Consider the following 24,336-nt stretch of genomic DNA (forward strand, 5'->3'; position numbering starts at 1 on the left):
TTTAAGAGATAGCAAAAATAATAATTATGGAATCCCATCTAAAAAAATTAGTAACTCATTATCGAAAATCTCTACAGATCAAGCCTGACAACCTAGCCATTTATGACAAAATAGCCGAACTTTATTATGAGCAAAGAGAATTAGATAAAACCCTCGAAGTCTGTCAAGAAGCTTTGCAAATTCAACCAGATTTAGCATCAGTACCTAAAGTCTTAAATAAGATGCTACAAACTCTAGGTTTTGAAGGAGAAGAAGTTACTGCCTTTCAAAATCTCCTCCAAAGTAAATTGGATTATGAAAGCTTTCAGATGCTGCTGTCACGTTCTGAAACAGTAAAAACTCCTGCTGATGTTAAAACATGGAAGGATGCTATTGTATTGGGATATGACTTTAAAGAAAAAAAACAATGGGATGAGGCAATTGCTGCTTATATGAAAGCGATTGAAATTGAACCATCCTTATCTTTATCTTATCTTACATTGAATTGTATAATCAACTATTGTTTTACCCCTGAATTCAACCAATTAGAGAGAATAATCACCTTCTATCATCAACTAATTCAAGGATGTTTAACTCCACCCTATGCTTATGTAGTTTTAGGAGACATGTTAACCAAACAAGGTAAAATATCTGAGGCTATTATTGCCTATAAATTTGCCATTAATCAAACCATTCATTTGAATAAAAAAATTACAAAAAAGTACATAAATTCTCCGAAAAATGATGATGTAAGTTTCTTGATTATTGGCATGGGTAAAGCTGGCACTTCTTCGCTTTACTATTATCTGTGCCAACACCCTCAATTTCTCCCAGCTACCGACAAAGAATTACATTTTTTTAATAAAAATTTTGACCTCGGACTTGATTGGTATCTAGCTCATTTTCCTCCTCTTCCTGCTGAAGGAGGCTTTTTAACCGGAGAAGCAACTCCTTGGTATCTCGGTAGCTATGAAGTTGAAAAAAAAGTATTTCAGCTATTTCCCCAAATTAAGCTAATTGCTATACTACGTAACCCAGTAGATAGAGCAATTTCTCAATACTATATGAGTCTTAAATTTATGAAAGAACATCGTTCTTTAGAAGTAGCAATGACATCTGAAGTGGAAATACTGAAAGACATAGCCGATCCTACCCAAGTCATTGAGAAATACTGGCAAACAGAAAAAGGATATCTCTGGTTTGGTTTATACGTTTATTTCTTAGAAAAATGGATGACTGTTTTTCCGAGAGAACAGTTTCTGATTTTGCGAAGTGAAGACCTTTATAATCAAACAGATAAAACTATGAAACAGATTTATAATTTTTTAGAAATAACTGATTACTCGCTTTCAGAATACCCCAAGGTTAATTCTGGCTCTTATTCAAAAACTAACAACGAATTACGCAAAAAATTATCTGATTTTTTTAAACCGCACAATCAGAAATTAGAAGATTTTCTAGGTATGAAATTTAATTGGGAATAATATATGTTGGGCTTGCAAGATCCATGTTGGGTTTCCTAGCGTCAATCTAGCCTACATCTAATACACTATTTTAGGCTTGCCATGCCACTACAGATACTTATATTTTTTCAGAAATCAAATCGCACTCCTATATGTTTAACTAAAATCAGAACAACGTATAGATACAGCACTTCCGGCAGCTAGGAGGTACATCCTAAAGGCTGAAAGCGATGATAGGAGAGGGACAAGGAGAAAACTATATTGCATAATAGCCGGAAGCGCTGTAAAGGGAGCTAAAGCCGACGCTTTCACAAAGAACAGAATTAAACCTAAAACTAGCACTGGAAGTAATAAGTAATGCCCGTTACGAATTAAATAGGTAACCAAAATAGTTGTAGCATTAAAGGACGCTTTTTAGCCCCAAGCTGAAGCGGTTGTATATCCTCTTGATTTTCCCACTGTCAGTAGATCACAAACTTTTTTTCAAAAGGCGATCGCTCGTATAACTTCTGAACTCACTAATATTTGATATGTAAAAAAATATTAATAGTTTCATCAAAAACCTGAAAAAATGTTAATCGTACATTTAATTTGTTAAATGTTAATAACAAGTATTATTCAATCTGACAGCAATATATCTTAAATTCAATGAAGCCAGCAGACATAGAAAAATTACTGTCTCAAAAAATCAACTCAAATGAAGAGAAACTTTTACAGCAGTACTTTAGCGAAGCCAATGTGAATCAACCTTTGGCATTTACTAATAAAATTCCCAATCTAATTTTTCAAAAGAAAAGGCTGCAAAATTATCATAATAACAACTTTGAAGTCAGCTTCAAACAGATAATAAAAGACAAATTGCCCTCAGCAGTTGCACGAATAGCATTACTTGTCACAACTGAATACGAAGGTATTTTTAGAAATGGTGGAATTGGCACTTACTACCGCACTCTTAGTGAGAAATTAGCAGCAGAAGACTTTTATGTTGTGCTACTGCTTTGCCAAAGTCAAGAGAAGTTTGCTGGAGAGTCAACTATTCCCGCAGTGAAACATATCTTTTCGACCAGTGAATGTATCGATGTACTAGAATTACAGCCGGCTCACTTGGGAATTTTGTCTCAGTTGCAGCATGGAGAATGGGTAGACTACGAGAGCTATTGTGCCCTGTTTTTTGTGACTGCGATCGCCACTACATTTCCTAACACCTATATTTACATTGAATTTCCAGAAATGCTGGGATTGGGATACCGCACAGTTCAAGCCAAGCGATCGCGTGTTTTAGGAGAAAATTGTGTGGTGGCTGTGACTTTGCATAGTGGGCAGGAGTGGCTGCAAGAAGCTCATGCAAGGTACACACATTCTCATCCTCGCTGGTTTTGGCAAACGAGCCATTATGAGCAATATTCCTTTGAACAGGCAGATTTAGCATTCTTTTTGTCACATTTTCTTAAAGAGAAAGTAGAGAAGTATGGCTGGAAAACATCTCATGCAAAACATTTACCTTATTGTTTTTCAGTTATTGAACAACCGTTGAAAACAATTACGCTGAGAAATGATTTGCAAATAATTGTTGATGAAGATAAAATTCCGCTTGTATTTTTTGGACGATTAGAGGAGAGAAAAGGGCTTTTTACCTTCCTAGAAGCAATCAAACTACTAGAAAGCAATGTTATTGAAAAAGTTCATATCATCTTTATGGGTAAAAACGTTGAGCTGCAAGCAGAGGGTTTACAAGGTTTAGATAGCCAGCAATATATTAAACAAAAGTTAGGCTCTAATTGTTGTTACACCATTGTGACTGATTTGTTCAGTCAAGAAGCGATTCAGTTGGTGAGTTTGTTGCATAGTGTAGTCGTTTGCCTCACCAGTAGTCAAGAGAACTTTCCCCATACAGCATTAGAAATGGGACAATTACCTGTTAGTTTAATCGTTTCAGATACAGGTGGATTTCGAGAAACTCTCAATCTTATTGGACGCACCAGTGGTGTGCGCTGGTTCATACCGGAAGATGTGCGATCGCTTGCACAAGCTATGATTGAAGCTATCTGGGCCTACCCTGAGAAACTCGATGTACCCATGAGAGAGTTTCTCCATTTTGTAAATCAACGCTTGCTGAATCAAAGATTTAAATACATGAAGCAAGCTTTTTGTCAAACAGCTACATCACCTGCAAGCCATCTAGATAAAAGTGAACCCAGGCGATGGATACTGGGTATGACTTCAATGGAGGAGCAACTCTTTTTAGAGAACTATGCCCAAAATGAGTATTCAGGTAGAGGAGAAATTGTAGAACTTGGTTGCTGGTTGGGTTCATCAACCATTTCCTTAGCAATGGGGCTTGAGGCTAACTCTTGTGTAACTAACAAAAACCAGCGCATTCATGTTTATGATATTTTTATTTGGTCTTCACTGGCTAATATGACGCAAAATATCATCGGCACTTCGTTAGAAGGAAAGTACAAAGATGGAGATAGTTTTCTAGACGAATACCAGGAGCGAATTAATCCTTGGAGTCATCTCATTCATGTCTATCCTGGGGATCTTGCAGAAATTGGCTGGCAACAAGATGAAATCGAGTGTCTTTTTATTGATGCGATGAAATCCTGGGAATTAACAAATAGTATTATAAAAAACTTCTTTCCCTATCTGATTCCAGAAGTATCTCTGGTAATCCACCAAGACTTTGCTCATTACTATACTTCTTGGATTCATCTAATTATGTATCGCTTGCGAGAGTATTTAGTGCCGATTGAGCATCCCTTCATTTATTCCTCTAGAGCTTTTCGCTATGTCAAGCCAATTCCCAATGAGGTGTTACAAAATTCGTATTCATTTGATAGTTTTTCTGAAACTGAAGTTGAAGCCGCTTTTAATTATTCATTAGACATTACAGCAAAGAAAATGCAGCAGAATATTCTAGCAGCTAAAGTCATGCATTTTATTCATGTCAAAAATTTTGAAAAAGCTAAGTTGGAGTTTAAAAAAACGATAGCACAGCTTGATAATTTTGAATGGTTAGAGTTGGCTGATGTTCAAAGATATGCTAAGATGCACCACTCAATTGACCTACTCAGTTAAAGCAAAATTAATTACACAGATGTTTTATTTTCAATTAGCTGCGGTACGACAATTATGATGGTATTTTTTTAGTTTGTAGATTAGGACATTACTGAGTAGGTAAGCGTAATTAAATGTAAGATGTCATTGCGAGGAGGAACAACTAAGCAATCGCAGTGATTGGGATTGCTTCGTTCCTCACCATGACAAAGTATGTTATATCCCGCATTCCGCACCTACAACTGTCAACTGTAAATAGCTACGATTTCTTCGATTGATTTCTTGAGACAGATGCCGACGCGATCGCCTTTTCCAATCCCAGTGTCTTTGAGAACCCAAGCTAGTTGATTGGAGAGTATGTCTAGCTGCCGATAGGTGATAGCGTTGTTTTTATAAATGACTACTTCTTGCTCTGGGTATCGCTTGGTGCTGGTTTCTAGAAGTTGATGGAGTAGATATGGCATAGTTGAGTTTTTTGAGATTTTAACTTCTCATTTTCTAGAAAAGAATACGCTATTTGGTCGGAGAGTTGGGAGGTGCGATCTCCTTAGTCAAGACTAATTTAAGAGGGCGATCGCGTAAGCAAACTTCCTCTCCTCAGTCACCTGATGTGATTCCGCTTCGGCTAACGGCTGCAACGCATGGATATATCTCTGCTTCCACAATCGCGCGCGCATGAGTTTCAGATTGACATAATGTCGTCCAGTCGCAATTGTAAATTTGGAAACAGGAAAGAAGAAATCGGCTCTCCCAAGCGATAGAAAGCTGAAAATTTCGTGCAGAGGAGATCAAAATGAGCCTTTTGAAAACATCTATTAGGTTAGTAAGCCAGAATACCTATGTTTAAGCTAAAATACTGGATTGCTTGTCCATTTAAAACTTAGCCACCATTTAATTTAAAACCAGTATCGCTATGCGTAATGTATTTCTTAAAGCCGAAAACCAACGAGAATTTAAAACTAAGGGCTATTCAACAATGCCAATGTTGTCTAGTCAGGAAGTTAACTTGGTTTTATCGGAATTACAATTAATGAAACCAGATAATAACTTTAATGCTGAAAGCTCCTCTGAACAACCTAGTTATCACTTAACAGATTTCGACAGTAATATACAATATAAAATCAAAGCCAAACAATTAATTACGAGTATTTTAGAACCTCGCCTTAAAAATATATTTGATAATTACAAAATAATTACCACTAATTTTATTATCAAGCCTCCAGGTAAAGGGAAGTTTCCTGTTCATCAAGATTGGACGTTTGTTCTTGATAGAAAAAACTATACTTCATTAACTCTTTGGTGTCCTTTGGTAGATACTAATGAAGACAATGGAACTCTCCAAGTTGTGGAAGGTAGTCATGAAATTGTTCCTGATATTGTGACTAGTACAGTTGACTTTTACTGTAAAAATTTTGAAGATGCAATTGTTGAAAAATATGGAAAAGTCATCTGCTTAAAAGCAGGAGAATGTCTAGTTTTTGACCATAGTCTATTGCATTTTTCAGATGAAAATCATACAGATCAGCCAAGATATGTGATGCAGGCTATATTAGTCCCTAGCGAAATAGATCCTGTTTTTTACTATTTTGATGTAAATGAACCAAAAAAAGGATTTGAAGTATTTCAGACTGAACCAGATTTTTTCGTGTTTCAAGATTTTTTTAAAAGACCATCTAATTTGAAAAGTTTAGGATTTATTGAAAATCAAAATAGGCTTCTCACAGAAGAAGAGTTCATTGAGAAAATGCAAAAACGTTCGCAGAGCGGAAAAGCAGGCTCTAGCTCCCTCATTTCAGTAAAACCTAGTAGTATTAATCAGGAACTTGAAGATAAAGGATATACAGTTATTGATTTTCTTGAGGAAGATGAAGTACAAAGTCTTATTAGATTTTATAGAGAAAACTCAATCCCCAATGATATAATAGAGCCTTTTGTATCTGCGACTATATGTAGCTCAGACCTAGCCTATCGGCAACAAGTCATCCAACAAGCAAAAAAAGTTTTTATTCCCAAATTAGAAATTTTATTTCCTAATCATAAAGTAGCTATTTGCACTTTTATTAATAAAAAACCTAACAAGCTTTCCAGCGGAGTAACTCTGCATCAAGACCGATCTTTCGCAGATGAGATAAATTTAAAAACTTTTGGAGTTTGGTGTCCTCTCATTGACGTTAATGAGGAAAATGGCTGCTTTAATGTTGTTCAAAAAAGTCACTTGCTAAATTCAACGCCAAGGTCTTCTAATAGTTTTGCACATAGTCAGGAAGTTCTGTCTATAATGAAACAGGATTATCTTACCAATATTCCGATGAAAGCCGGACAGGCTTTGGTATATGATAATCGCCTCTTTCATGGTTCTTGTCCTAACTCAACTAATGCTGAAAGAGTAGCACTTATCTGCGTTATAACCCCTAAAAATAGTCCAGTGCTGTTTTATTCTCGATATTCTCAAAACTCTAATAAACTAGAAGTTTTTGAAGTAGATGATACGTTTTATGATAGTTACATTCAAGGGGAAAAACCAGAAAATGCTCTAAGTCTAGGTATCTTTGATTATCAAGTTGCGCCAATAACACCAGAACAATTTGTGGAGTTTATGAATGCTCCAGAACGAAAAGCAGATAAAGACACTGGAATCAGGGAAAAGTTTTTATCATTTTTCAACTTGCTTCGAGGTAACGACTGGTGGTTTTATAAAATTCCGCCGCTACTGGCTATTGCCTATGCCGAAATACTTTTACAAGCTACGCCAACTCTACAATCTATCATTACGCTGCTATCTCTAATAGCTTCCATGTTTTTTGTAGCTGCCTACGGTCATGTTGTCAATGATATTTTTGATATTGAAGTGGATTTGCAAGCGGGTAAGTACAATAGAATAGCTTGCTTATCAAATTTACAGCGCATTTTGTTGAGTGCAAGTTTGGCAGTTGCAGGTTTAATCCCTTGGTTTTTTATTGGTATTAATACTAAATCAACATTTTTACTTGCCACTATCTACGTACTGCTAACTATTTATTCTGCACCTCCCCTCAGACTCAAAGAAAGAGGTATTTGGGGGGTAATTACTGATGCAGCACAGGTACATGCTGTACCAACCCTGCTTGTTGCTACAGTATTCTCTGATTTAGCCAGCATACCCCAACCGGAGAGCGCTACTTTAGCTACTGTCGCCACAGCTTGGGCATTTCTTGTAGGAATTAGAGCTATTGTTTTACATCAAATTTGGGATTGGAAAAATGATTTAAATTCGGGCGTGAAGACTTTGGTAACAAGCATCGGCGTAGACTCGGCTCGATTTGGAATAAGTTATATTGTCTTTCCATCTGAAATTTTCTTGCTATGTCTATTAATGTGGGTTACTTCTCACTTCGCTCCTTTAGTGCTAGTGTTCTTCATCCCTTATATTCTGTTAAGGATGATCAATATTAAATTGACATCAGGTGTGTTTGACACTGCTCCGGTTCAGAAAGCCTACATACTACCCCATGATTTTTACGAAGTGTGGTTGCCTTTGGCTTTGACAATTCTGTTATCTGTCCGAGAAGTGTCATTTTTGAGTTTACTGGGGTTACATATAGTCCTATTTTATCCAGCAATCGCCCAAAGAGCGACTGAATTTAATCTCCCTTTTATTTCATGTTCAAAGCTCATTGCAAAGTTAGTCAAGCTGCTGCGGAACGATCTTAATAGACAAGAAACTATTCAGCAAGAACGGCAAGAGATGCTTGAAATCCCTACTACATTACCTTCTGATAAGTTTCAAGATAGTATCACTAAAGCTATAGATTTCTTAACTCAAGTCCAATTAGAAGATGGAGAGTTTCAGACCACCTTACCAAATGAAAATTTAAAGGCGATTTGTGGAACTCTTGGCTTGAAGCAGAAAGTAACAGAAAAATTAGTTTTTGATAGTTCACCCTTTGTAACCTCACTTGTGATTTATTCTCTAAGTTTTCTCAGCTATGAAAGTAAAGTGCAACAACTAATCGCAAGAGGATTAAGCTTTCTATCAAAAGAAATGGAATCAAGCGGATTGTGGAGGTATTGGTCATCAAAAAATGAAAAGCATTATGTTGCGCCTCCTGACTTGGATGATATTTGCTGCGCGTCTTATGTTTTGAGGATGAATGGTATACCAATTCAGCCGAATACTGCAATCATTCTTGGCAACAGAAACCGACAGGGATTATTTTACACTTGGCTACTTCCTAGATATGTCAGAGGAATTATTCTAGATTTAGTGACGTTAGGAAAACGATTTTCTTGCCTAGATGAATTCTGGCAACTGACTAACAAAGATGATATTTGCTGTGTAGTCAACGCTAATGTTTTGTTATATCTAGGAGAAAATATACAGACCCAAAAGGCAGTTGAGTATTTAACTAGCGTTGTTCTTCAAGGAAGCGAAGACGATAACACCTCATTCTATAATCACAAGTTAAGTTTCTACTACATGCTTTCAAGAGCATATTTTAATGGTGTAAATTCACTTCGAGGAATAATAGCTCCAGTCACTAATAAAATTTTCAGTTTACAGAAAGCTGACGGATCATTTGGTGATGAGTTACTGACAGCTTTAGCCGTATGTACGTTGCTGAATTTCAATTGTCAAACCCTCAGCTTAGATAAAGCCATTGATTTTTTACTCAAAACTCAACAATCTGATGGTTCTTGGCAGAGAATTCCTATGTATGGTGGTAAAACAGATAAAAAGACATTTGGCTCGGCGGAATTAACAACTGCCTTTTGTATAGAATCTTTGAGCAGATATCGGTTGCTAGACAGAGTGGGGAATTGGCAACAAAGTAGAGCAGAACTGCAACAAGTTCAAGAAGAGTTCAAACAATCTCAGTCTCAACTGTACACCACACAAACTGAATTGGCACAATCTCAATCTGAACTACATGCCTCTAAAACTGAATTTGTAAAATCTCAGTCGGATTTACAATATACTCAAAACCAATTGCAACAAACTCAAACTGAATTGACACAATCTGAATCTGAATTACAGACCTCGCAAACTGAATTAGCACTACTCAAATCTTATCTCCACCAGACTCAGGGAAGCGAGGGAATAATGAGCTATTATCGCTCTCGCATCGCTTCTAACCCCGATGATATCCAAGTTTACCATCAGGCATTGATAATTAAGCCAGATGATGCACAAATTTCTTTGCAGTTAGGCAATGCTTTTGTTCGACAAAATCGCTTTTGTGAGGCGATCGCCACTTATCAAACCGCACTTCAATTTCACCCAAATAACTTTGAAATCCACTTGGAGTTAGCCAAGGCTTTAGAAAAAGAGCAGAAATGGGAAGATGCGATCGCCTCTTACCAACGTGCCATTGAACTAAATCCAGATTACTCTTGGTCGCACAAACACTTAGGCGATATCTTAGCAGAACAAGGTCAGCTTAATGATGCAAGTACCTCTTACCGCCGTGCCTTACAGCTTCAACCGAGAATTTTTTGAATGTAACCAAAAACAACAAATCAACTAGAGACGTTAATTGCTCAATCTACAAGCGATCGCTATATCTGCCTGTAGAATGTTTAGTTAATAGGGCAGGCATCTTTCACCTAATCCCTATTGTCTAAGAGGTCAAGATGGTACAGACTCCCACCAACCCAGAAACCGAAACCCTATTGATTGAGTTGCCGTCTACAATTGGGTTGTACGTCACCCAGGAACAGTTTGCAGCCTTAGCAGCAGCCAACCCAGACTTGAGACTCGAAAGAACAGCACAAGGAGAGTTAATTGTGAACCCCCCAACGGGCTGGGAAACTGGAGAACGCAATTGGAGTATTTCTGGAGAGTTGTATTTGTGGTGGCGTAATTCGAGCGAACCGGGTAAAGCCTTTGACTCCTCCACTGGCTTCATTTTACCCAATGGTGCGACTCGTTCTCCCGACGCCTCTTGGGTCAGCCAAGAACGTTGGCAGGCACTTACTCCAGAGCAAAAAGGAACCTTTGCTAATATCTGTCCTGATTTTGTCGTGGAGTTACGCTCTAGCTCAGATAGCCTCAAGTCCCTGCAAGCGAAGATGAGGGAGTATATTGATAATGGCGCTCTCCTGGGCTGGTTAATCGATCCGCAGCAGCGACGGGTGGAAATTTATCGACCAGAATTAGCAGTGGAAGTGTTGGAAAATCCGGCTGAATTGTCTGGTGAAACGGTGTTACTGGGTTTTGTGCTGAATTTGCGTCGGGTGTGGGATTGAACAAGAGGCAAGGGGGCAGGGAGCAGAGGGGAAAGTAAGGTAATAAAGCTTGTTTTATAAGCTTTTTAACCTTTTTCAACTGGATAGTTATACTCTCTAATAATTATAAATCTATGCCTTATAGTAAATTCACACTCAGTAAAGCTGTAGAGGATTTTCAACTCACAATCGTTGAAGGGAGTCGCTTCCTGCCAGAAATTCCCTCACTCACCCCTACTCCTTTGCTGGTGGATATTCTTAAAGAAACAATTCCCTGGGCGATCGCAGTGAGTAGTGAGAAAGCCCGTTCTGAGGGTATCATCAATCCTGTGTTACTGGAAGTGAAACGCCAACTCAAAGGACAGATTAGCGTTTTCTCTGGCGAGGAATTCAATGTCGAACCGGAAGCTGAACTGACTGGCTATGTTGACTTTCTCATTAGTCGTTCCCCAGAACAGCTATTTATCAAAGCCCCTGCGGTTATCCTGGTGGAAGCCAAAAAGGAAGACCTGAAACCAGCACTAGGGCAATGCCTCGCCGAAATGGTTGCGGCTCAACGCTTTAACCAACAAAAGCAACAGCCGATTTTGACGATTTACGGAACAGTCACCAGTGGTACAGTTTGGCGGTTTCTCAAGCTAGAAGGGCAATGCGCGTCCATTGACCTTACAGATTACCCCCTCCCTCCAGTTGAGCAAATTTTGGGTTTTCTCGCTTGGATGGCGCAGCAGGGCTGAGTATCATGTCTTTCCTGGCTCGAAAGGGGTATCATTCTGAAATATAGCCAGAGTTAGTGCAGGCAAGCATAGTAAAATTTTGTCAACAGATATGCCCCAGTCGATCGCCACAATTTCGCTTGCAGAGTTTCTCGCTCAACCCAATATTGAGGCTTCTCCTGTATGGGAGTTAATTGATGGGCGAGCCGTGCAAAAAACAATGCCAACCCTCTTTTACTCACGGCTACAACGCAACCTTGTCAATTATATCAACGATCGCACCGATGAATTTGAAGCCGTGCAAGAGCTACGCTGCATCGTACCTCCCTACTCCCCAGTGCCAGATATTGCGATCGTTGCCTGCCATCGCCTGACTGATGAGGACGGCTCATTTAATAGAGCGCCAGATTGGTTAATTGAAATTCGTTCGCCCGACCAAAGCACCCTAGACTTACAAAATAAGATTCTCCACTGCCTCAGCAACGGAACACAACTAGCCTGGTTAATCGATCTCGCTCGTCAGCAGATTTGGGTCTGGCAAGGAGACGACTTACCTATAGTATTTGCAGGAGCAGACTTTCTGCCAAGCTTAGGTATTCTACCCGAACTTACGGTTAATGCTTTAATGGGTATGACTCGCCGACAATAGTTCGTTTCTTCTGAGTCACTCAGTCACTTTGCTTCTTTTTGGTACAGCATCATCCTAATTTTACTCTCATTTTCTCATTTTTCCAGTCTTGAGGATTATGCAATTTCATTCCAGCCTCCCAGCCGTGACGAACACCGACAATAGAATCTTGAATATATTGAAATAACAAAGAAAAAGGCAGATTGTGAGTCAACTTAAGGCGTAAAATTCTTAACAAACAACGGTAGTTCAGAAGTAAAGTGAGACGGATTAAAAACATTGGGAAAGGTAGTTTTTGACAACCGTGTTTTAAAGCAAAGTAAGTAGTATTTTTAGCTAAAGAATACCAACAGGTGAGATGTCGGCGATCGCGGCGATTATGACTAGGTTGCACATAGTGTTCTACAACCACATCTATATGATGAACCCTGTACCCAGCTTCCAACAAACGCAAACAGACATCAGTTTCTTCTAAAAAATATTCAAAAAACTCATCAAAATAGCCAATTTTCACTAAAGCTTCTCGTTTATATGAAGCATTGGCTCCCATTACACCACAAAACCATTGAGGGTTAGAGATATATCTAGTTGTCTCTGTCGCACAAAGAACAGGTCGAGATTCGCTCAAACGACTATTGACGCCTCTAGCAAATTGCAATGCACCATTTGGTTGAGTTTTATCTATAACTGCTCCACCCACACAACCACAACTTGCTCCCTGTTCTCGGTAAATTTGTAAATGTAAATCTATCCAATTGTCGGGAGGAATAACATCATCATCAAGATAAAAAATAATGTCTTTTGTTGCAGCTTTTAAACCTAAGTTTCTAGCCACACTCACATTTCTTTGCTCAGTCAAAATAACTTGATTAATAATATCCTTATATTCTAATAAAACTAACTTTGTATCATCTTGTGCCGGGCCAACGACTACAATCAGCTCTTGAAAAGAACATCGCCAAAGCGAAACAGCACTCATCACTCTTGAGAGAAAGTTACACCTATCTACAGTACAGATAATCACAGTTGCAGAAAGATATGACATTAAAAATAATTTCGTGATAATTTAGTTGATAATTAGAAGCGATCGCACACAGCAACATATAGCTCACATCCTTGTAGGATGACGGCAGGATTTCGGGATAAGGAAGGATCTTACTCCTGATTCGCCAGCAGCATACATAAGTCGGGGATCTGATTTCTCACGATTTATGCTTTCATACATCTGGAATGCTCTCCCCGGTTACTGGCAATTGAATTATCCACAAATTTCAAGCCACTTTTCGATTTTTTAGCTTTTCTTCATAATCATTTGTACTTTTTTTGACATTTTTCATAAATTCTTCAATCCATATCTCTAAGAGAAGTGATGCTTTTAGCTACCCTTACCAAAAATTAATAAATGTAAAAAATACTCTGGAAACAGAAGTGGTAAAGAGTGGAAAGTGTATACTGTCAAGCATTTCCCATGCCTGTTAAAAATTTATGCTTCTGAAGTAGTATACTTTCTCTGAGTTCAATCAGCAACAGGTATTTAATAATATAAGTAATGTGTACGTAAATAACGTAGTTATTTTAAAGACACTGGCACTATTAATTTAGCAGAATTATTCTCAAATGCGTAAAATTCATCAAGAACTTGAAAAGAATGGATATGCAGTCATTGAATTTCTCAATGAAACTGAAGTAAAAAGCTTCCTCAAATTTAACGAAAAGTATTCTTTTCCTAATAATTTGGCAACTACTGGTATGACTTTTAGTATGAGTACCTCAGATTTATCATATCGGAGGCTACTTACTCAGGAAGTAAAAAGACATTTTGCTTCCAAATTGAAAATTTTATTCCCCGAATATAGAATAGTACTTTGTAATTTAGTTTTTAAAAGCCCTGATGTATTATTGAGTGAAATGCCTCTCCATCAAGACCCATCTTTAGTAGATGAAACATCTTTAACATCCTTTGGAGTGTGGTGTCCTCTAATTGATGTAGACGAGCAAAATGGCTGTCTCCAAGTTGTCAAAAAAAGCCATTTGTTGAATTCAAAACCTAGACCAATTTTTGTTTTTGATGGCTTTTCCTACAGTCAAGAGATACTGTCAATTTTACAACAAAATTATCTCAGCAGCATCTCGATGAAAGCTGGACAAGCGCTAGTATATGATAAGCGACTTTTTCACGGATCGCCACCTAATACAACTATTGTTGAAAGAGTCGCAGCTGTATGCAGCTTAGTTCCTCAAAACATCTTGACCCATTTTTGCTACAGAGAGACGCTAACCTCTGAAAAGCTACAAGTATTTGAGGTAGAGGATGAATTTTATGATCGCTACATAGTTGGACAAAGACCAGAGGGTGTGAAAAGATTGGATACTTTTGATTATGAAGTTGACCCCCTAACACCAGAGATACTTATAGAAAAATTAGGGACAAAAAATTCTAATTTAAGAATTTCTAATTGGGCAAACTTTGAAATTAATTTTCAGGCTCAGTTTTTAGAAAAACTTAACCCCTCCCCTCAAAAATTAGCAATCCTTGTTAGCAATGAATTTGAAGGTTTTTCTCAAAATGGTGGCATAGGCACTTACTATACAACCTTAAGTCAGAAACTTAAATCTGATGGTTGGTATGTCATCCTACTGCTTTGTCAAACTGAATCTGACTTTCAAGGAGAAACAAGCTTTCCTGATGTAGATTGCGTCCTCTCTACTCACAAAATCAAACAGGTTTTAAATCTCCAACCAATTCATCATCAAATTTTAGCGACAACGCAACAAGATGCAATTAGCAATAGTTTCGACTATCAGAGTTGCTGTTGTTTATTCTTCACTCAAGCAGTCGTCTCTAGCTTGCCAGATGCAGTCGTTTATATAGAATTTCCAGACATTTGGGGGTTTGGCTATCGCACAATTCAAGCTAAAAAAACTGGTTTGCTGGGTGACAGTTGTCTTATTGGCGTCACTGCTCATGGGTGCTTTGAATGGTTGCGCGAGGTTAATAGTCAATATACTCTAGAGCAACCCCAATGGTTTTGGCAAGCTTACCACTACGAGCAATTTTCCTATGAGAATGCAGATGTCGCTTATTTTCCTTCATACTTCCTCAAGTCCAAATTAGAAAGTTATGGTTGGGAAATATCCCATTCTCATCATTTACCATACTTTGTACCTATTATAAATCAGCAAGGTAAAAGTGAGGGATTTGCAAATCAAAATAATCTCAATGTAGATAAAATACCTGTTGTCTTTTTCGGCCGTCTGGAAGAGAGAAAAGGACTTTGCACTTTTGTAGAAGCAATCAAATTACTGAATCCTATTTTAGTTGAGAGAATTCAGATTATTTTTATGGGAAAAATTATTCCCCTGCAATCGTCCCAACTACAACATCTAGATAGTCAGCAGTATATCGAACAACAACTTGATAGTCACATAAGATACAACTTAATACCAAATTTATCCAGTCAAGATGCAATTACATTTATTACTGAATTAAATCACCCAATTGTTTGCTTAACAAGCATCCAAGAAAACTTTCCCAATGCGGGATTAGAAATGGGACAGTTACCCGTTAGTTTAGTAGTTTCAAATACAGGTGGATTCCAAGAAACTTTAAATTTAATTGAGCGTTATGACTGTGTGCATTACTTTCACCCAGCAAATTACTATTCTCTCGCTCAAACTATAACCGAGGCAATTAATGCTTATCCTGAAAAACCATTAATTCCCCAATATGAATTTTTACAAAAAATCAATCAACGCCTGCTAAACCAAAGATTAGAATATATGAGTCAAGCTTTTATTAATGCCGCTCCTAAAGAACCTCAAACTCCTAAAGTCACAATTGCTATTGTCTGCTGGCAGACAGTAAATAATATATTAGAGTGCTTAGAAAGTCTTGCCGCCCAAACTTATAAGAATTTTGATGTGATTATCGGGTATCGAGAATCATCTGATGAGTATTTACAAGAAAGAATTATTCAAGCTCAAACTAAGTTTCCTAGCTATAAATATTTAAATTTAGATGCGAACTGGAGTTTAGGAGAAAGTTATAATTACTTAGTCGAATTAGCAGCAGGAGAGTATATTTTACAGTTGGCTGTGGAACATATTGCCTTACCAGATATGCTAGAAAATTTAGTGACGGCGGCGATCGCATCTAATGCAGATGTGGTAGTATGTCCGCAAGTTACACTGCAAGAAGATGGAGAACTAGAAGCGATCCCTCTCATCGATGGTTCCTTACTCAAGTTGCTGGAGTTTAACCACAACCAAGATATATCTGCGTTATTTTCGCTCAAACTGCTGCAAGAATTTCGCTACTTCCCAGAAAGGGGATTGTTCGCTCTCAATTGGCACATTTTAGCAGCAGCGATCGCCACTGGTAAAGAAATTGCTTACTACCCTTATCCTCTCTACGTCACTAGCAATTCTGACTCAAGAATTAATTCTGTAAATCTAGCTAAAGAACGGTATTATCTGCGTCAATACTTATATCAAATTGAGCCTAGTAAGTGGAATCAACGCCAGCTTAATTTCCTGCTCACAGGTATTGAGCAACTTCTGCAACAGCAAAACTCAGGTAAAATATGGCACTTTACTCATCAAAATAACCAAAATTTATCTCCTCAGTCTCAGGCTTGGATGCTAACTGCACAGCAAATTCAAGACGAACTCACACAAACCCAAGAAACTCTAAAAAGCTTGCAAGCATGGAATCAACAACTACAAGCTGGGAAGGACTGGCTAGAGGTACAATGGCAGACATGGATGTTGAGGGCGCAAAAAGCTGAGTTTGAGTGGGAACGATGGCAATCTTTTAGCACGATGATGTCTGCGAGTAAGTTTTGGCAACTCCGCAGTGCTTGGTTAAAATTCAAACGGCTAATCGGCTCGAAAAAGCCCGATCTACTTCAGTTAGCAAATCAAGTTAACTCCGACATTCCTATCCGAGATTTTGTTGCTCTCATTGCTAGCCAAAAAGTGAGATTTTTTCAGCCAGAAGCTTCTGAATCTCCTGTAGTTTCAATTATTTCTGTGTTTCTTAACGACTATCAGTATTTTGAAACTACCTACAGAAGTGTAATTAACCAAACCTGGCAAAATTTTGAATGGATTATTGTCAATGACGGCTCGACAAACGCCGATGCAATAGCATTCATTGAGTCATTATCTCAAAGAACGAACAAAATAAAAGTCCTCTGTCATTCTAATCAACAAGGTGATGCAGCAGGACGCAACACAGCGATCGCCCAAGCTAGAGGCAAATATTTATTTTTTCTCAATTTGGTTGACATTATTGACCCCACATATATCGAAAAAAGCCTTCTGTTCTTAGAAACCCATTCGGAATTTTCCTTTGTTAACTCCTACTCTGCGATCTTTCAAGCAGAGGAATACTGGTGCAATCATAGTTTGAGCCAACTTGCTTCATTGTCGGATGAAAATCAGTTTACAAGAGGATTGCTGTACCGCAAAGCGGATTTTGAGCAACTAGGGGGATTTGACACAGACTTAAAGTTATATGCAGATTGGGAACGATGGCTAAAAGCGATCGCCAATCAACAACTTGGATGGACAATTCCTGAATATTTAGAGTGCAATCGCAGCATTAATTCTGTTGAGCAAGATCCTTGGGAACTCAAGCGAGTAACTGAATTAATCCAGTCGCGCTACCATGATTTTTTAAGCAGCACCCCGACTGCAAATATTTCTCTCAACCGTCAATCACTTAACCCGCAGCAACTCAAATATAAAATAGCCGGACAAAACTCCCTTAAGCGCGACAATTCTGGGAAACGCTTGCTGTTTTTCTTTCCTTCCCTCTCCAATAGCAATGTTGATAAATTTCATCTGGACTTAGTGACGCTGCTGGAAAAAGAAGGTTATGAAATGGCGATCGCCACAACCTTCAAATCAGAGCATCCTTGGTATGATTCTTTTTATCGCCTCACACCAGACATATTTCATCTACCTAATTTCTTAGATCAAGTGTACTGGTTGGCTTTTATCCGCTACATTATCCAATCTCGTCAAATTGATATTGTTGTAATTTCTCACACAGACATCGCCTATTACTTCCTCCCTCTACTCCGTGCTGAATTTCCTCAAGTTGCTTTTATTGATTGGACATACACTGGCGAGTCTAATTCCCAAAGCAATAATTACTCCACTGTCTCTAGTCAATTTAGTCAGTATCTTGACTGTCAAGCTTTATTCTCTCCAGAAGTGACTGCGGTTGAGAAAGATATTAATTATCCAACTAAATCTAAGTTGAGAGTTTGCTCCAGTAATTTTGAAATGATAAACATTTTTACTGAAGCCATCCAAACACGTCAAACCCAGATCCAATCAGAAATTGACACGGAGTTAGCAACTGTAGCTTTATTACTTGCACTCAGGTAAATTTAAGCTCCATAACATACTTGTCCATCACAAATTTTCTCCTATTCATGGGTGGGGAATTAAGTATGAAGAGATAGGGCTGCCGTAGTAGAGTTATTGTCTCTCACAGTTATTTGTCCCAACAAGAGATAAAGAATGGGAAATAGCAATTTTTAGTAATTTACCAGAATCTGTACCAGCTACAAAAATCGCTGAAATATATCGTAATCGGTGGAATATAGAAAGGTTATTTCAAACAGTAACTAAAAATTTTCATGGAGAGATTCAGACTCTAGCTTATCCGAAAGCCACTTTGTTTTCATTTTCAATGGCATTAGTTTCTCATAACATACTTGCAACTTTAAGAGGTGCTTTAGCGATGAGTTTATTTGGTATTATATTTCCCCATTTACCAAAATAACACCTTTTTTTGGTGCAGTTGGGGGTGCTTTGGCGTTTTTTCTAGCTGGTGTTTGCATTGCGGGAAGTGGCATTTTTGAAACGCAGAGGAACGCAGAGGTTTAACGCAGAGGGGCGCAAAGTTATCTTCTGCGTCCCTCTATGTATGAATTACGAATTAGCTACGGGTTTCACTTGACTCAATAAACTGTGCAGTTTTTCGCCTTCAATAACCTCTGTTTCTAAAAGTTGAGTAGCGATCGCTTCTAGCAAGTCTCGATTCTGTCTGAGAATCTCTAGGGCTTGCTCGTGGGCTGTTTCTACGATTTCCTTGACTTCGCTATCAATAGCTTTCGACGTTTCTTCACTTACTGCCCGTCGGGGATTAGCACCACCATTACCCAGGAATGCTGCTTGTTGCCCTTGTTGATAAGCTAATGGTCCTAAAACTTTACTCATACCATAAGCTGTTACCATCCGTTCTGCCAAATCAGTTGCTCGTTGCAAATCGTTAGAAGCACCTGTGGTAATACTGTTAAACACAATCTCTTCAGCCGAACGTCCACCTAACAGAGTTGCAATCTGACCCCGCAATTCTGCTTCATTCATCAAAAAGCGGTCTTCAGTTGGTAATTGCAGAGTGTAGCCCAAAGCTGCCATCCCACGAGGAATAATCGAAATCTTTTCTACCCGACCGTTTCCGGTTGTGAGTGCCCCGACCATTGCATGACCAACTTCATGGTATGCAACGATCTTTTTCTCAGTCTCATTCATCACTCGACTCTTCTTCTCTAAACCGGCGACTACCCGCTCAATTGCTTCGGCAAAGTCTTCTTGAGCAACCCTTTCACGCAGATTACGCGCTGCTAATAATGCGGCTTCGTTCACCAAATTTGCCAAATCTGCGCCAGCAAAACCAGGGGTACGAGTAGCGATCGCTTTTAAATTTACATCATCTCCTAATTTTACCTTTTGAGCGTGAATCTTGAGAATTGCTTCTCGATCTGATAAATCAGGACGGTCTACCAATACTTGGCGGTCAAAGCGGCCTGGACGCAGCAATGCTGGGTCTAGTATTTCGGGGCGGTTGGTCGCTGCTAGGACAATTACCGTTGCATCACCAGCTGCAAACCCGTCCATTTCAGTTAGTAATTGGTTGAGGGTTTGTTCTCGCTCATCATTACCACCGTAAAAGCCATTACTACTACGAGATTTACCGATCGCATCCAATTCATCAATGAATATAATACACGGAGCTTGTTTTTTAGCCTGCTCAAACAAATCCCTTACTCTGGAAGAACCTACACCAACAAACAATTCCACAAACTCAGAACCAGAGATGCTGAAAAATGGAACTCCTGCTTCTCCTGCTACAGCTTTTGCTAAAAGTGTCTTACCAGTACCAGGAGGGCCAACTAACAATACACCCTTGGGAATTCTAGCGCCAATTTGCGTAAAGCGCGCTGGAGTCTTGAGGAAATCCACAATTTCTACTAACTCAGTTTTCGCTTCTTCGACCCCAGCCACATCTGCAAAGGTGATTTTCGCGGATTCGCCTTCAACATAAACCTTAGCTTTGCTTTTACCAATGGAAAGAGCGCCTTGGGGACCACCGCCACCACTACGGGCGAGAAAGAACTGCCAAATACCAATAAAAATCAGTGGTGGAATCACCCAACTCAAGAGGGTTGTAAACCAGGTATTTTTCGGTGGAGGTGTAGCAGCGAACTCAACTCCCTTTTGTTCTAGCAGTTTGGGTAACTCTAAATCAAAGATTGGTGTAGTGGCAAATACCTGAGCAGGTTCGGCATTTTCTGTTTTTAGTTGGTAAATAATCTCGTTTTGACCAACGGAAACGCGACTGACTTCTCCTTCCTGTACTTGATGAATAAATAGGCTATAGGGAACGCCAGTAGGGCCAGAAGTAAATAAACCAGGCAAAAATAAATTTAAGAGCAGAAATAGCCCTGATACTCCTAGCAATATATTCGCAACTATCCGAAACCGAGGTGACTTAGGCTGTTCTTTAATTCCCATAGATGTTACCAATCCTTAAAATGAAACCTAAATGGAGAATGAGAAATGAGAAATAGAGAATAGATGTTGCTTCTTCTCACCCTACTTGCTCATCTTCTTTAACGCTTTGAGAAAATTAATTAAAGACTGGTCAAAAATGCTGCTATATTCGCCCAATCTAAGCAATTTATACAACTCTACAATTGACTGTGATGCTGTGTGTAGCTTACTTCCCTGAAAGGATGCGCTATTAGTGACGCAAAGTTGTTCAGTTTGCCTTGATTGTCAAAAATACTACCATTTCTCATAATTTCTCCTGTTTAGCAACGTTTGCAGCATTTATTTATGTAACTAAACTTAACAATTAAATTAATCTTTGGGAACTAACGAGTAAATACGGTTTACCGTACTCAAAGAATTAACACCACTCGGAATAAGATAACTTTAGTGAGGAGAAGGCTGTGATATAAGATACAGAGATTAGGAGACGCAAAGATAAATCACCGCATTTTTTGCTACAACACTGTCACCTGCGATAAATCTAACCTGGATTGATACTCAGATACCTTCAGAAGCGATCGCAAATAACTAAGAATTATTGTTGGCATCAGGCAAGGAGCAGGGGAAAAAAGAGTTTGAGCCTTGTTTACTTTTCTCAACACAGTTTGGTTTTATTGTGCCAACTTACTTAAGTATATAAAATTTATGTAAAGCTCGCTTGTTATTCAGCGCAAAAATTCCTGAATAATATATAAGTTTATTTTATGTAAATTAAAATTGATTTCTCTAATAGAAAAGTATTTTTTTTAATTAAAAATAATCATTTTTAACAAAAAAATCTTTTTCTTGAAACCTAATTGAATGACAATATCCCGTTCAGATAAAAAACTGGCAGCTTTAACCAAAAAAATCAGTAAATTTGAAAAATATATTTAATTAATGTTACATATATATATCAATGTATTATGAATCGTATTTATTGGAATTTTGAAGATTTGGTAAATGAGTTTGTGTAACCTTGTACTTCATGGTAATTAAATAATTACAGACAGATTGGTTCAAAAAAAATTGGCATAAAAAACCAAAATATTTGACCTAATTACTTGATTAATTGGTCATTTGCGTAATCAATTCAATGATTTTCAAACAATAAATTATCTGATTTTGGAGAGCAGGCATCTCGCTCGTCTGCAACCCAAAGCTGGCTTTTCGGTCAGCCTACACACAATAAGTAGTTGGATATTTTTTATTCAGAAATTATATCATGTCCGGCTGACTAGTTGTCATTGCGTACTCTTTTAGAGAACCCATTGGCGCAGCCTTTCGTAGAGACACTCTGCGAACTTTCTACTTGCAATGACACATTGTAAGCGATCCGATGAACATGATATTACTCGCAAAATCAAAATATAGATTACGCAAATGGCAAGTAATCTGCATTGAACTAATGAATAGTTCTTTGATTGAGGCTCAACTTACTTATTAGTGAGAAATTCAGGAGAGATAACATGGCAATTACTTTCGGCACCACAGGTAATGATACGAAAAATGGGACTTTGGGAAATGACACAATAGTTGGTTGGGCTAGTAATGGTAGTGCAATTAGCTTATCCGGCAACGATACCTTAAATGGTTTAGCTGGTAACGATTCTCTTCTAGGTGGGACGGGGAACGATAGTTTAAGTGGTGGAGATGGTAATGACACACTTGATGGGGGCACAGAAAACGACACACTTAGAGGTGGTGCAGGCAATGACATCCTCAAAGGCAGTCAGGGTAACGACAGCCTTGATGGCGGAGATGGTGTTGATACCGCAGACTACAGTCAACTAGGTCAAAGCATTACCTTGTCAGGTGTCGGAACCATTACAAAAGCCGGAGGATTGGGGCAAGACCTACTCTTTAAAGTCGAAAAGATTGTTGCTAATGCTAACGTTGCAAACAACACCATAGATGCATCATTATCTTCATCTGGGGTCTTTATCACCGTTAACCTGCAAACTCAAAGTTTAGCTGCCAATAACGTTCCTGGTTTGGGAACATTGCCATTTACTGTAGTCAACTTTGATAATGTCATTGGTACAAACGCAAATGATAGCATTACTGGCGACAACCAAAATAACAAATTATCCGGCAATAATGGCAACGACACAATTGATGGCGGCTTGGGTATTGACAGCTTAAATGGGGGAGCCGGTGACGACACTTACATCGTAGACACTACTCTTGATACTATTATAGAGGCTGCAAATTCAGGCACAGATACCGTCCGGTCTTCTGTCACTTACACATTAGGCGCCAATCTGGAGAACCTGAGGCTGATAGGAAATAGCGCCATCAACGGAACAGGTAATAGTCTTAATAACTTCCTTTTTGGGAATAGTGCTAACAACACTCTCAATGGAAGAGCAGGCAATGATACCATAGATGGTAATTTGGGCAACGATATCCTGAATGGTGAGGATGGCAATGACAGCCTACAAGGCGGGCCCGGCAATGACATACTCAATGGTGGGTCTGGAAACGATATCCTCATCGGTACTTTTCCTGGTAGTCTGCTTCCACCTGGATTAGGGGAAACTGATACCTTAACTGGCGGGGCTGGGATAGATAGATTTATCCTGGGGGATGCTATAAATATTTTCTACGACGATAACAATAGTGCGAATTCTGGTTTTGCAGACTTTGCTACTATTACTGACTTTGATTCTAGCCAAGATCGAATTGAACTCAAAGGAACTCCACTCGACTACCGCCTGCAAGTTGTTGGTAGCAATACACGAATATTCGTAGATAAACCAGGATCAGAACCAGATGAGATCATAGGTATTTTGCAGGGAAGAAACAATCTTAGACTTGATAGTGATGACTTCCTTTTCTATGAGCAAGAAAATCCTGGGGAAGCTACAAATAATACACTGACTACTGCTGAAGGGTTAGGTTCCTTATCATCTGGCTCAAACGTTAATCTTTCAGCCCAACTAGCAACAGTTCAACCAGGGGGAAATTTCTCATCATTTGACTTTTTTACATTTTCTTTAGCAAATGCCGGAACTGTCACTATCAGGACAGTGACATCGGGAGATACAGTTCTTGGACTGTTTGACGATCTCGGGACTTTATTGCAAGCTGACGACGATAGCGGCGGTGGTAATTCGTCATTAATCAGCAGTTCCCTGAGTGCAGGTACATACTCCATTTCAGTCAGTAAATATGCTTTATTCCCTGAAGATGGCGGAACTTTCTCTGGTAGCACATCGAGTGGTGATTTCGCTTATACATTAGGGGTCAGCGTTGTATAATAACGCTGTAAAATTACAGTTTTTTTAAGTATTTAGACCCAAAGATTTGTTTAGCCTCGTTCCCAGTCTTAAGACTGGGAATGTATTTTAATAGGCGGATAATTTGTGGAAATATCATAAATTATGAACTAAACCGTTTAGTTCATAAAAGTAAATAATAAATTTTTGACTTGCTAATGACTAATAATTTCTTG

General features: G+C 38.6%; 11 protein-coding genes and 1 pseudogene. 9 read left to right on the forward strand and 3 right to left on the reverse strand.

Features of this window, described 5'->3' with window-relative positions; translation table 11 throughout:
* Positions 1–26: 26 nt before the first annotated feature.
* Together FD723_RS31295 and FD723_RS31300 are read left to right on the forward strand one after the other, a co-directional pair.
* Positions 27–1,463 (forward strand): sulfotransferase, encoded by a 1,437-nt coding sequence (locus FD723_RS31295; RefSeq protein ID WP_179068813.1) that lies wholly within the window; start codon positions 27–29, stop codon positions 1,461–1,463.
* A gap of 627 nt (positions 1,464–2,090) precedes the next feature.
* Entirely contained in the window at positions 2,091–4,520 is a 2,430-nt protein-coding gene (locus tag FD723_RS31300) for a glycosyltransferase (protein ID WP_179068814.1), read from the forward strand.
* A 224-nt stretch (positions 4,521–4,744) separates the two neighbouring features.
* On the opposite strand, the gene FD723_RS31305 is transcribed toward FD723_RS31300, so the two are convergent.
* On the reverse strand, positions 4,745–4,963 hold the full coding sequence (locus FD723_RS31305) for an AMP-binding protein (RefSeq protein ID WP_179068815.1): 219 nt from the start codon (positions 4,961–4,963) through the stop codon (positions 4,745–4,747).
* 449 nt (positions 4,964–5,412) lie between these two features.
* Between FD723_RS31305 and FD723_RS31310 the strand changes: the two genes are divergently transcribed.
* The 4 genes from FD723_RS31310 (at position 5,413) to FD723_RS31325 (ending at position 12,068) form a co-directional block, all read left to right on the forward strand.
* A complete protein-coding gene (locus FD723_RS31310; protein ID WP_179068816.1) occupies positions 5,413–9,975 on the forward strand; it encodes a phytanoyl-CoA dioxygenase family protein in 4,563 nt (1,520 codons plus the stop codon).
* Positions 9,976–10,109: 134 nt separating this feature from the next.
* On the forward strand, positions 10,110–10,724 hold the full coding sequence (locus FD723_RS31315) for a Uma2 family endonuclease (RefSeq protein WP_179068817.1): 615 nt from the start codon (positions 10,110–10,112) through the stop codon (positions 10,722–10,724).
* A gap of 113 nt (positions 10,725–10,837) precedes the next feature.
* Positions 10,838–11,440: a hypothetical protein gene (locus tag FD723_RS31320; protein WP_015131175.1), complete on the forward strand. Its 603-nt coding sequence runs from the start codon at positions 10,838–10,840 to the stop codon at positions 11,438–11,440.
* A gap of 79 nt (positions 11,441–11,519) precedes the next feature.
* Positions 11,520–12,068, forward strand: a complete 549-nt coding sequence (locus FD723_RS31325) for a Uma2 family endonuclease (protein ID WP_256874990.1) — start codon at positions 11,520–11,522, stop codon at positions 12,066–12,068.
* Between the two features lie 49 nt (positions 12,069–12,117).
* Here the strand turns inward: FD723_RS31325 and FD723_RS31330 are convergent, their stop codons facing one another.
* On the reverse strand, positions 12,118–13,092 hold the full coding sequence (locus FD723_RS31330; protein WP_179068818.1) for a glycosyltransferase family 2 protein: 975 nt from the start codon (positions 13,090–13,092) through the stop codon (positions 12,118–12,120).
* A gap of 572 nt (positions 13,093–13,664) precedes the next feature.
* Between FD723_RS31330 and FD723_RS31335 the strand changes: the two genes are divergently transcribed.
* The gene (locus FD723_RS31335) at positions 13,665–18,446 is read left to right on the forward strand and encodes a glycosyltransferase (RefSeq protein ID WP_179068819.1); all 4,782 of its coding nucleotides are present in this window, start codon (positions 13,665–13,667) and stop codon (positions 18,444–18,446) included.
* Positions 18,447–18,552: 106 nt separating this feature from the next.
* Positions 18,553–18,950 (forward strand): annotated as a pseudogene (locus FD723_RS44250) (transposase); the annotation flags it as partial.
* Between the two features lie 45 nt (positions 18,951–18,995).
* Here the strand turns inward: FD723_RS44250 and ftsH4 are convergent.
* Positions 18,996–20,861, reverse strand: coding sequence for an ATP-dependent zinc metalloprotease FtsH (ftsH4, locus tag FD723_RS31345; RefSeq protein ID WP_179068820.1), 1,866 nt, complete (start codon positions 20,859–20,861; stop codon positions 18,996–18,998).
* A gap of 1,487 nt (positions 20,862–22,348) precedes the next feature.
* On the opposite strand from ftsH4, the gene FD723_RS31350 reads away from it, so the two are divergent.
* Entirely contained in the window at positions 22,349–24,142 is a 1,794-nt protein-coding gene (locus FD723_RS31350) for a calcium-binding protein (protein ID WP_179068821.1), read from the forward strand.
* Positions 24,143–24,336 lie beyond the last annotated feature (194 nt).

The organism is Nostoc sp. C052 (assembly GCF_013393905.1).
Lineage (GTDB): Bacteria > Cyanobacteriota > Cyanobacteriia > Cyanobacteriales > Nostocaceae > Nostoc.